9 protein-coding genes are annotated in these 11,505 nt (G+C 61.2%); 8 read left to right on the top strand and 1 reads right to left on the bottom strand.

The features are described from left to right. Window positions 1–125: 125 nt before the first annotated feature. From RFN30_RS18310 to RFN30_RS18290, 5 genes are all read left to right on the top strand, one after another. A complete protein-coding gene (locus tag RFN30_RS18310; RefSeq protein WP_320263492.1) occupies window positions 126–2,021 on the top strand; it encodes an ABC transporter ATP-binding protein in 1,896 nt (631 codons plus the stop codon). Window positions 2,022–2,047: 26 nt separating this feature from the next. After that, window positions 2,048–3,916: an ABC transporter substrate-binding protein gene (locus RFN30_RS18305; protein WP_430699063.1), complete on the top strand. Its 1,869-nt coding sequence runs from the start codon at window positions 2,048–2,050 to the stop codon at window positions 3,914–3,916. A 2-nt stretch (window positions 3,917–3,918) separates the two neighbouring features. Next, window positions 3,919–4,917 carry an ABC transporter permease gene (locus RFN30_RS18300; RefSeq protein ID WP_320263490.1) on the top strand — a complete coding sequence of 333 codons (999 nt, stop codon included), beginning with the start codon at window positions 3,919–3,921 and terminating at the stop codon, window positions 4,915–4,917. Next, the gene (locus RFN30_RS18295; RefSeq protein WP_320263489.1) at window positions 4,914–6,095 is read left to right on the top strand and encodes an ABC transporter permease; all 1,182 of its coding nucleotides are present in this window, start codon (window positions 4,914–4,916) and stop codon (window positions 6,093–6,095) included. Before RFN30_RS18300 ends, RFN30_RS18295 begins: the two co-directional genes overlap by 4 nt. A gap of 192 nt (window positions 6,096–6,287) precedes the next feature. Beyond that, window positions 6,288–6,767 (top strand): class I SAM-dependent methyltransferase, encoded by a 480-nt coding sequence (locus RFN30_RS18290; protein WP_320263488.1) that lies wholly within the window; start codon window positions 6,288–6,290, stop codon window positions 6,765–6,767. A gap of 120 nt (window positions 6,768–6,887) precedes the next feature. Here the strand turns inward: RFN30_RS18290 and RFN30_RS18285 are convergent, their stop codons facing one another. Then, entirely contained in the window at window positions 6,888–8,303 is a 1,416-nt protein-coding gene (locus tag RFN30_RS18285; protein ID WP_320263487.1) for an adenylate/guanylate cyclase domain-containing protein, read from the bottom strand. A 203-nt stretch (window positions 8,304–8,506) separates the two neighbouring features. Here RFN30_RS18285 and RFN30_RS18280 point away from each other — a divergent pair, with 203 nt between their 5' ends. The 3 genes from RFN30_RS18280 (at window position 8,507) to RFN30_RS18270 (ending at window position 11,505) form a co-directional block, all read left to right on the top strand. After that, the gene (locus RFN30_RS18280; RefSeq protein ID WP_320263486.1) at window positions 8,507–9,331 is read left to right on the top strand and encodes a hypothetical protein; all 825 of its coding nucleotides are present in this window, start codon (window positions 8,507–8,509) and stop codon (window positions 9,329–9,331) included. A gap of 74 nt (window positions 9,332–9,405) precedes the next feature. Continuing rightward, window positions 9,406–9,930 (top strand): GNAT family N-acetyltransferase, encoded by a 525-nt coding sequence (locus RFN30_RS18275; protein ID WP_320263485.1) that lies wholly within the window; start codon window positions 9,406–9,408, stop codon window positions 9,928–9,930. 225 nt (window positions 9,931–10,155) lie between these two features. Next, complete coding sequence (locus RFN30_RS18270; RefSeq protein ID WP_320263484.1) at window positions 10,156–11,505, top strand: hypothetical protein; 1,350 nt, start codon at window positions 10,156–10,158, stop codon at window positions 11,503–11,505.

Below are 11,505 nucleotides of genomic sequence, written 5' to 3'. Positions count from 1 at the left end.
CCGGCTTTCCCGCTATGGTCGTCGTGTCGACCGCGCTCCGACCGCATTGAAAAGTCCCGGTTGCTCTAGGCTGGCAATACGCTAGTCTCGCCTTCTGGACCTGCCAGAGTGGGGCTGGTGTGATAATGAATTCGGGCGTTGATCTGCTGCGGATCGAGGACGTAGGTATCTCTTTTGCCATTGTCGGGGGGCCGTTGCATGCCGTCAGGCGCGCAAATCTTCGTGTGCTGCCGGGCAAGGTTACCGCGCTTGTGGGCGAGTCAGGTTCCGGAAAATCGGTTCTCAGCCAAGCAGTGATGGGCATTTTGCCGAACTCGGCCCATGTTCGCGGCCGCATCCTGTTTTCCGATCCCGAAAAGCCCGGCAAGACGCAGGATATCCTGCAGATGCCGCGTGATGGACCCGAAATCCGGGCGTTGAGAGGCAGCCGCATCGGCGAGATCTTCCAGGAGCCGATGACATCGCTGTCGCCGCTGCACACGATCGGCAACCAGGTCAGCGAATCCCTGCAGATTCATACGCTCATGACTCGGGCGGAGCGCAAGGCGCGGACCGAGGAAATGCTCAGCCTTGTCGGCTTTCCCAATCCCAAGCGCGCCTATGACATGTATCCCTTTGAACTTTCGGGAGGATTGCGTCAACGCGCCATGATCGCCATGGCTCTTATCTGCCGGCCCGCCCTGTTGATCGCCGATGAGCCGACGACGGCGTTGGACGTCACCATCCAGGCGCAGATCCTGCAATTGCTGCGCGGGCTTCAGACCAAGCTGAACATGGCGATGCTGCTGATCACGCACGACCTCGGCGTGGTCGCCAATGTCGCCGACGAGGTGGTGGTCATGTACCATGGCGAGATCATGGAAGCGGGGCCCGTCGAGGCGATATTCCGCCGGCCGGGCCACCCTTACTTGAAGGGGCTGATGGCAGCCGTTCCGCATTTCGACCTGAAGCCAGGCGAAAGGCTAAAGGCGCTGCGCGAGGTGCCGGTGAATGTCGGGAACCTGCTCGGCAAGCAGACGGCGCCGGTATCGAAGGGGCCGGACGATATCCTGCTGTCGGTCAGGGATCTGCAAAAGACCTTCACCATCCGCAAGTCCGGATTGTTCGGCGGGGATCATCAAACCTCTGTTCGCGCCGTGGACGGCGTGAGCTTCGATATCAGGCGGGGTGAGTGCCTGGGTCTGGTCGGCGAAAGCGGCTCCGGCAAAACCACCGTCAGCAAGATCCTCATGCGGGCTGTCACGCCCAGCGGCGGCTCTGTGATCTTCAACGGCCGCGATGGACCGATCGACGTCTTGGCAGGCGAGGGGGAGGCCCTGCGCACGCTGCGCGCCAAAATCCAGATGGTCTTCCAGGATCCGGTTTCATCGCTTTCACCTCGCATGACGGTGGAGAACATCTTGAGCGAACCGCTGGAAATCCATCAACGTGGCAATGCCGCGTCCCGACTCGCCACGGTCAAGAGCCTGATGCAGGCGATCGGGCTCGATCCGCGCTTCATCAAGCGTTATCCGCACAGTTTCTCCGGCGGGCAGCGTCAGCGTATCGGCATCGCGCGCGCGTTGGCGCTGGGGCCTGAACTGCTGATCTGCGACGAGCCGGTTTCGGCGCTCGATGTCTCTGTCCAGGCGCAGATCCTGAACCTTCTGAAGGACCTGCAGAAGGAACTGGGTCTGACCTACCTCTTCATATCCCACAATCTGGCGGTGGTGGACTACATGGCAGACCGCATCGCGGTGATGTGCGGTGGACGCATCGTCGAGCTTGCGCCGCGCGAAATTCTGCTTAGGAAGCCGATCCACCCCTACACGCGCTCACTGGTCGCCGCAGTGCCTTTCCCCGACCTCGACAGGCCGATGGATTTCAAGACGCTGAAGCTCAGCGGCGCTTCCGACACCAGCGCATGGGGTCCGCAATTCCGCGACGAGGGCGGCGAGGATATGCTGTCGCCGCTCGATCTTGGCGGCGGCCACCTCGTGCTGGCCCGACGTTCGGCCGATGTCAGCGAGTTGCGCCATTGATCAGCCGGCGCACCATCCTTGGACTCATGGCTTCGGCATTTGTGCCGAGCACGTTGCGCGCCGGCGATCTGGAGCCGGAATTTCTTCAGCCGCTGCTGAAGGCCCTGGCGCTGCCGGCGCTCGCCGAACGCTTGCCCAAGAACCCGCGCGTGTTGAATCTCGCTGCGATGGGCCGGCAGCCCGGCCAGTACGGCGGCACGCTGCGCACGATCATCGGCAGCCAGAAAGATATCCGGATGATGACGATTTACGGATATTCTCGCCTGGTCGGCTACGACGAAAAGCTTAACTTGCAAGCCGACATTCTCGAAAGCTTCGACGTAGCGGATGATCGCGTCTTCACTTTCAAGATACGGGAAGGACATAAATGGTCTGACGGCAGCCTGCTGACGCCGGAGGATTTTCGCTATTGCTGGGAAGATGTCTGGCTCAACGATGAGCTTTCGCAAGGCGAGCTCGCCCCGGCCCTGCTGGCGGACGGCAAGCCGCCGCGCTTCGAGATCGTCGACGCGTTGACGGTCCGCTATAGTTGGGATGCGCCCAATCCCGATTTCCTGCCCAAGCTCGCTGCTGCTGCGCCGCTATCGCTTGTTCTGCCGGCCGCCTATCTCAAGCAGTTCCACAAGAAATATCAGGATCCATTCCGGCTCGCCGGCCTGATGGAGGAGAACAGGGCCAGGAAATGGACGCTTCTGCATATCCGCATGTCGCGACAGTATCGCCCGGAGAACCCGGAACTGCCGACGCTCGATCCCTGGCGAAACCGGACCAAGCCGCCGGCCGAGCAGTTCGTCTTCGAGCGGAACCCGTTCTTTCATCGAATAGATGAGAATGGCCGGCAACTGCCCTATGTCGACCGGATTGTCATGAATGTCAGCTCGCCGGCGATCATTTCCGCCAAGACCGGCGCGGGCGAGAGCGACCTGCAATGCATGGGAATTGACTTCAGCGATTACTCCTTCCTGAAGGACGCGGAGAAGCGCTACCCGGTGAAGTTGCATCTTTGGAAACGCACGCAGGGGTCGCGGCTGGCGCTGCTGCCCAATCTGAATTGCGCCGACCAGGTGTGGCGTGACCTTCTTCGTGACGTGCGCGTGCGCCGCGCACTGTCGCTCGCTGTTGACAGGCGCGAGATCAATTTGGCCGTGTTCTACGGATTGGCGCAGGAAAGTGCCGACACGGTCCTGCCGGAGAGCCCGCTCTACCGGCCGGAATTCGCGAAAGCCTGGGTCGCGCATGATCCCGACCAAGCCAATGCCCTGCTCGACGAGGTCGGGCTTCAGACGCGTGACGAAGACGGCCTGCGGATACTTCCCGATGGACGCCCGGCGCAGATCATAGTGGAGACGGCTGGCGAAAGCACACTGGAAACCGATGCGCTCGAACTCATCACCGATCACTGGCGCAAGGTCGGCATCGCTCTGTTCGTCCGGACTTCGCAGCGCGACATCTTCCGCAGCCGCGCGCTTGGCGGCCAGATCATGATGTCGATGTGGTCGGGCATCGACAATGGCGTGCCGACCGCCGACATGAATCCGTACCAGCTGGCCCCCACCATCGACGACCAGCTGCAATGGCCGCTCTGGGGTGCCCACTACTTGTCTCATGGCACGCTCGGTGAGGCGCCCGACCTTCCACCTGTGGCCGAGTTGATGGCTTTGCTCAAGCGCTGGAACGCATCGACCGAAGCCGCGGAGCGCGCCGAAATCTGGAATTCGATGCTGTCGATCTACACCGATCAGGTCTTTTCGATCGGCACGGTGAACGGAACGCATCAGCCGGTTCTGGCGTCCTCGCGGCTGCGCAATCTGCCTGACAAGGCGCTCTACGGCTACGACCCGACGGCCTATTTCGGTGTCTACATGCCGGATACATTCTGGCTGGGAGAGTCCTGAGCGTGCTTCGATATATTGCCTGGCGCATCGCCGTGATGGTTCCAACGCTGCTGATCATATCGGCGCTGGTGTTCACGATCATCGAACTTCCCCCAGGCGACTATTTCGACAGCTATGTTTCCGAGCTTCGGGCTCAGGGCGAAGCGGTGGATTCCGATCGCATCCAGATGATGCGGAAGGAGTATGGTTTCGACAAGCCGCCGGTCATTCGCTACTTCTACTGGGTCGGGGGGATGCTGCATGGGGATTTCGGCTATTCCTTCGAATATGAGCTGCCGGTTCGCGACGTCGTCGGGGACCGAATGTGGCTGACCGTGCTGGTTTCCTTCGTCACGATCATCTTCACCTGGCTCATCGCCTTTCCAATCGGCATGTACTCCGCCACGCATCAATACAGCTGGGGCGACTACGGCCTGACTTTCTTCGGCCTTCTCGGCCTTGCCATTCCGAACTTCATGCTGGCGCTGATCCTGATGTATTTCGCCAACATCTGGTTCGGCACGTCCATCGGCCATCTCATGGACCAGCAATATCTCGGCGATCCGATGAGCTGGGCCAAGGCGAAGTCGATCCTCGCCCATCTCTGGATCCCGGTCCTGATCATCGGCACCGGGGGCACGGCAAGCATGATCCGGCGGCTGCGCGCCAATCTGCTCGATGAGCTACACAAGCAGTATGTCGTGACCGCGCGCGCCAAAGGCCTTCATCCCTTCAAGGCGCTGGTCAAATACCCGCTGCGCATGGCCCTCAATTTCTTCATTTCCGACATCGGCTCTATCCTGCCGGCCATCATCTCCGGCGCCGAAATCACGGCAATAGTGCTGTCTTTGGAAACGACCGGGCCGATGCTGATCAGGGCGCTGCAAAGCCAGGACATGTATCTGGCAGGGTCGTTCCTGATGTTCCTCGCCTTCCTTACGGTCATCGGTGTCCTGATTTCCGACCTGGCGCTGGCGCTGCTTGATCCGCGAATTCGTTTGCAGGGCGGCAGCACCAAATGAACACGCAATCGCCGCTGCCCGCTCCGGGCGCCCCACTGCAACACTACGTTTCGATTGCGCCCTTTGACCTGCAGTCGGTCGAGGCGATGACGCCGGAGCAGTCGAAGGTCTTTCAGGCGTCGCAGTTGCGGCTGATGTGGTGGAAATTCCGACGGCACCGGCTTGCCCTTATATCCGGCATATTCCTGGCAGCGCTTTATTTCGGGATACTGATCTGCGAGTTCCTGGCGCCCTACAATCTGCACACGCGCAACATGGACTACATCTATTCGCCGCCGCAGCGGGTGCACCTGTTCCACAACGGGCAGTTCGTCGGGCCGTTCGTTTATGGCCGCGAGATGAAGCTGGATATGGACACGCTCAAGCGGAACTACATCGATAAACAGGATGATGTTCAGCGGATCCGTTTCTTCTGCAAGGGCGACAGTTACCGGTTCTGGGGCCTGATCGAAGGCGATAGGCATCTTGTCTGCCCAGCCGAAAACGGCCAGCTCTTTCTGGCCGGCACCGACAGGCTGGGGCGCGATGTGCTCTCGCGCATCATCTATGGCGCACGCATTTCACTGACAATCGGCCTTGTCGGCATCGGTTTCAGCTTCGTGCTCGGCATCGTCATCGGCGGACTGGCCGGCTATCACGGCGGTATCTTCGACTTGGTCGTTCAACGGATAATCGAAGTTCTGCAATCGATCCCCAGCATTCCGCTATGGCTCGCTCTGGCGGCGATCATGCCGATAACCTGGAGTCCGGTCCTGATCTATTTCGGCATCACCGTCATCCTCGGGTTGATCCACTGGACCGGACTGGCGCGGGCTGTGCGTTCAAAGCTTCTGGCCTTGCGCGAGGAGGATTACGTTCTGGCCGCGCAATTGATGGGCGCCAGCAGCAGCCGCATTATCCGGCGGCACCTCATTCCCGGCTTCATGTCGCATCTGATCGCGACGGCGACGATCTCCATACCCGGCATGATCCTGGGCGAGACGGCGCTGAGCTTCCTCGGGCTCGGCCTGAGGGCGCCGACAACAAGCTGGGGCATCCTGCTAACCGAAGCGCGCAGCGTCAGCGTGATCGCGTTCTATCCATGGCTGCTTTTGCCGATCCTCCCCGTCATTCTCGTCATCCTGGCGTTCAACTTCCTCGGCGACGGCCTGCGGGACGCCGCAGACCCCTACAAGTGACATCGGTATTCTGTCGCGCACCGGGCCGCAGACTCCACCCGGCTTGTCGGCGGCCTGTTCGGTTGTTGCAGTGTTCACCGTTCGCCTCTATATGCGGCGAGGCTCGATCGGGCCTAACACGTCACTGTTGGGTTTCACCCTGGTTGCGGGCATTGCCGGTCTCTTGAGCTGGTTCAGGACACACAAACCCATATGAGTCGGCTCGAGAGTTTCATCCGCAGGCTGACCGCACAGCGCGACATTCTCGATCAAGTCTGCGCGGAGGTGGCTAAGATCGAGGGCCCCATCCTCGAGCTCGGCCTCGGCAATGGCCGGACGTTCCACCACCTGCGCGAGCGCCTGCCCGGACGCCGGATCGTGGCGTTCGACCGGGCGTTGGCCGCACACGCCAGCTCAATTCCCGAAGCTGAAAACCTCGTGCTCGGCGAAATACGCGAGACGGCGAGCAGGTTCATTGGCATCGAGGCCGCTCTTGTTCATGCCGATATCGGCACGGGCTATGAAGATCGCGATGCAGTGACCTCTACCTGGCTTCCCGATCTGACGGCGCGCCTGCTTCGCGTCGGCGGCCTCGCGGTCAGCGGCACGCCGCTCGATCACCCGCTGCTGCTACGCCTCCCGCTGCCGCCTTCTGTGCCCGCCGATCGATATTTTGTCTGCAGGCGCGTTTGAGGGCCGAGACGACCCTAAGCGCGTCGCGATCTTTCAGATTCGCTCCATGCGCTTTAGGTTTTTGATTTTACGCATGTCTCCCGAAACCGGTTCCCACTTTCGGGAGACATGCTTTAGTCTTCAGGGGATCGTATATACTGCTATCTCTCGCTCAATGCCGCGCAGCGAGACCTCGTGGGGCACGGGCATCAGCGCGTTCCTGTGCAACAGATCTGCGGTGAGAGTGTCTTCGACCACCGCACGAGTGGCGAAGATCGCCTGTGCGTTAGCAAGGTTCTGGACCCGCGAAGCAATGTTGACCGTCTGGCCGAAATAGTCCTGTCGCTCGTTCATGGACACGGCGATGCAGGGGCCGGCATGGATTCCGATCTTGAGCAGCAGATCCTCGCGCCCGCTCTCGTCGTTGAGCGCACGCATGGCCTCGCGCATCCTGAGGGCCGCAGCAATCGCCCGATCAGGCGTCGCGAAGGTCGCCATCACCGCATCGCCGATCGTCTTCACCACCGCGCCTGCCTCCGCCGCGACGATCTCATGCAGAACCTGGAAATGCGCGCGCACGAGATCGAAGGCCGAAAGGTCGCCCACCCGCTCGTAAAGCGCGGTCGATCCGCGCAGGTCGGTGAACAGGAATGTCAGGCTGGTGATCTTCAGGCGCTGGTTGATGTCGACCGTATCCGTGCGATAGAGATCGCGGAACGTCTGGTTGGTGAGCAGGCGCTTGGCGGTGAGGAAGGGCCGGCGTTTGCCCAGGAAATCATGCAATGCATGGCCGGCGATGAAGACCGCCGGCAGCACGCGGGTGTCGGTCCTGTTTTCCAGCGAAATGCGCAACGGGCCAGGCTGCATCTCCAGCGTCTGGCTCTGGACATGGTCGCGGTCGAAGACCAACGAGAGGCTTCGGCGCTCCTTTGTTGGTTCGCCCTTCACGTCGATGAACTGCGCCGAATGGGTGACCGGCTCGAAGACGATGATGAACTCGGGCGGAAGCTGTATGGGCAGAACCGCCTTTTCACCGGGCCCAAGCTCGATGTCCTCCATCGAGAACTCTTCCATCTTTTTCGCGAAATCCTCATCCGGCACGTCGACGCCGGACGCCCAGTAGATCTGGCGGAAATATTCCACCAAAGGCAGTTCGTGTGGATTGTGGGCGGCAATCCTGCGCATGCGGGGACTGACAGTGAATGTCACCTCGACCATCTCGTCGAGCGTCGGCGAATAGCCCTGAGAGCACAGCGCGCAGCTGTATTCATCCTTCTGCAGGGTCTTCAGCGAGGCGTTGGTGTCGAGCACGCCGCCGCAGCCGGGGCACAGAACATTCCAGGAAATGTCGAAGATGCCCACCCGCGCCGCATGGAGAAAGGCGCCTATGGCGCGCTCCTCGTCGAGGCCATGCTTGCCGGCGAAGGCCGGCACATTGATGCGGCAAAGCTCGCGATCCTCGCCCTCCGCGATGGTTCGCTTGATCGCGTCGATTGCCAGGGGATCGACATCGGTCGACTGCCGCAGAAGCGAGAACAGATCCTGAGCTTCGTTCATCGTGCAGGCTCCAGAAAATGCGCCCTCGAGGCTGTTGGCCGGACCGCTCTTTGGTCCGAGTGCTCCATTTTACGTCGAAACAGACCGTACGGCCATTCGAATAGACAGGCCTGGTGACAGTTCAATCTCCATTCGGCCGATTTTCACCGGCCGCAAGCCGCATTATGATGGCCCATAGGCATTCATCTTTGGGACCCTCTCCCATGCCGACATCCAACAACCCGCCATTTCCCGCGGCCCTGCGCCTTTTCTCTGCGGTGGTCATCATCGTCCTGATCGTAGGCGCAGGCCTGTTTTTCGCGCCTGTGCTGGTCAAGCCGCGCTGGCCCTGGGCCGTCACACCGTTCAATGCCCGCTTCCTCGGCGGCTTCTACACCGCCGAAATGGTCGTGATGGCGGCGCTGCTGTTCTGGAACCGCTGGTCGCCCGGCAGGCTCGTGCTCGTCATGGCCTTCATCTTCACCATCATCGTCTCCGCGGCTTCGTTCATCAATCTCGGCTATTTCAACTTCGAGCGCAAAGCGCCCTGGCTCTGGTTCTTGGTCTATCTTGGCTCGGTCGCGGTATCCGGGCTGTTCCTGTGGCAGGCCAGGGACCGTCCTTCTGCAAAAGGCGTGACCTTAAGCCCCGCATGGCGCGGCTACATGCCCGCGGAATCGGCAATCCTTGGGCTCTATGGCGTCGGCCTGTTGGTGTTTCCCCTGACTTTCAGCAGCATCTGGCCATGGCCGGTCGATGCCTTCCACGCCCAGGTTTACAGCGCCATCTTCCTCGCCGGGGCGGGCGGCACATATCTCGTCTGGACAAGCGCGCCGCGCGAGGAACTGCTGGTGCTCGGCTTGGCGCAGTTTCTGGTTGGCCTGCTTGCCATCCTTGGACTCGTCATCACCGACGCTGCGGTGCACCGGATCGACTGGACGGCGACCGGAACATTGTTTTGGCTCGCCCTTTTCGGCTGGATCGGCCTCAGTGGCGTCTTCAAACTCTACGCCGCCTCCCGGTATTTTACCTCGCAACCGGCATCATAGGGTGCAGAGACGGCTGGATTTTCAGGTGACGTCCGGTGCATCGTGCCGGGCCGATTGCCTCCGCCGGGAACGCCATGACCAGCAAGACCTCGCCATCCTCCGAGAAAATCCAGCCGCAGCTCCGATCCGTGCGGCCAAGCGATGCGGAGGCGCTTTGCGCTATCTTCAACATGCCGGGCTTCCGCTGGGGCACGTTCAGGATGCCCTTCGAGAGGGTGGAGCAGGTGGAGCGGCGCATCGCCAAGTCCGGCCAGGAAACCACCTGGATCGTTGCGGAGCTGGAGGGCAAGGTCGTCGGCCATGGCAGCCTGGTCGTGCAAGGTTCGCCGCGCCGTTCGCATATCGGCGAGATCAATATCGGCCTTGACGATGCCTTTGTCGGCAAGGGCATCGGTTCGGCCATACTTGGCGCGCTGCTCGACGTGGCCGACAATTGGCGGGCCCTGAAGCGGGTCGAACTGACCGTCTATGCCGACAACGAACCGGCCATTCGTCTCTACACAAGCCACGGCTTCGAGGTCGAAGGTCGGCATGTGAAGGCCGGTTTTACCGACGGGCAGTACCACGACCTCCTGAGCATGGCCCGGCTGCGGTTCTAGGATACGGCCTCATTTGTTTAGCCAATCCGACAATCGTGCCGAGCCGGCGAACAGGTGATTGCTGATGGAGAACTCCGTAGGATACGGTCAATTTCGCCTCACACCATTTGATCGAGTTGCGTTGGCCGAGCGCTTCAGCAAGTCTGGTCTCCCTTGGTGTTTGCACCGCAAGCGGCTTGACGGGAACCAATGACCGCCGTCTTTGACCCAACTCCTGCGCCTCCGGTGGAAGTTCTGGCTGTGCTGTCGCTGCTCTGCCCGGAAGTCGTGCGAGACATCGAGCAGAACTGGGATGCACCGGTTTCCGACTACGCCCGCCATCTGTGGCGGCCGGTGGCAAGGCCTCAATCGGGCCCGGCGATCGCTGCCCGCTCGATCCTGCGCGACGTCCTGCATCAGCGCCTCGGCGTGATTATGCAGCCTGAGGAGATCGGCAAGGCCCTCGAAGAGTTCGAGCACAGGCCGGTGATTCAGTCCGGCCTGCATTGCCTGCTTCTGATGGACCGGATCACCTTCGATGCCCTTCTATTTGCCTGGCTCGGCGCGGTCGAGAACGAGCTGTCGGCCTTCGTCGGCTTCATGGGAACGACGATGACCATGGAGACAATTGGCCGCGAGGGGCCGGGATGGTTCGATGTCGGCGACGACAAGGTCAACCTGTTTGGCATGGGGCGCCACAAACTGTGCCGTAAAAGCGCCTGCGCGGCCGGTCCCGTCTCCCTCAACAAGCGCGCTCTCGAAGCGGTGGGCGATGAGACGGATGCCAGCCGCTGGCTGGGCACATTGCTTGCCAGTCAGGACAAGGTGTTTGGAACCGCCGCCGATGCGCTGACAGCCCTCAACGAGGATTTGGTCGCCAATTGGGATCGTTCCGGCATGGCCCGGCCGGTTTTCATCGATGATCGGCTCGCCGCGGCTGCCATGGCGCGGCATCTGGAATATGACGGCAGCCTTATTTCCAGGCTGCTCATCGAACCCGCCAGGCGCCAGCGTCTCGAACATGCCATGCAGGAGGCCGCATCGAGCCCGTTTGGCAGATTCCTGCCCAATGCCACGGATTACTTCTGGGGCATCCGCGAGGAGCGTGTGCGCAAGCTCGTCCTCGAGAACGGGCGCTTGATCGAGCCTGACAGGCCGCATGGTCTTTCCATCCCGTTCGAACGGCCGCATCTCAGGCAGGCGCTGATGGACGGCATGCTGCTGCCGAACTTGTTCCTGATGTTCCTCGTCCTTGCCATATTGCCGCGGGTGCGGGTTGTGGGTGGCCTGAGACAGATTGGCTACGTCGCGCTTTTCCATTCGATCCTGCTGGCAGCGCTGGACGAAAACGCGCCTGAAGAGCGTGATCTAGCTGCGGAGCTCAAGGTTCGGGAAAATGCTTGGGGCACGCGGGTCATCGATGAAAAGATTTCGGTCCGCGAGCAGCTTGCCGGCCTGCCGGAGGGGGCGATCTTTCCGGACCTGCTCCGGCGATACCGATCGCAGACATTTGCCGAGACGACCGACGGCCTGAAACTGGTTCGCGAGAACGCACGATGGCGCAAGATCGGCCAGGCAAGGATCAAGGCGACCTGA

It is taken from the genome of Mesorhizobium dulcispinae, assembly GCF_033977345.1.
GTDB classification, from domain to species: Bacteria; Pseudomonadota; Alphaproteobacteria; order Rhizobiales; family Rhizobiaceae; genus Mesorhizobium; species Mesorhizobium dulcispinae.
Note: the sequence above shows the minus strand (reverse complement) of the source record. Positions and strands in the feature narration are given on the sequence as shown.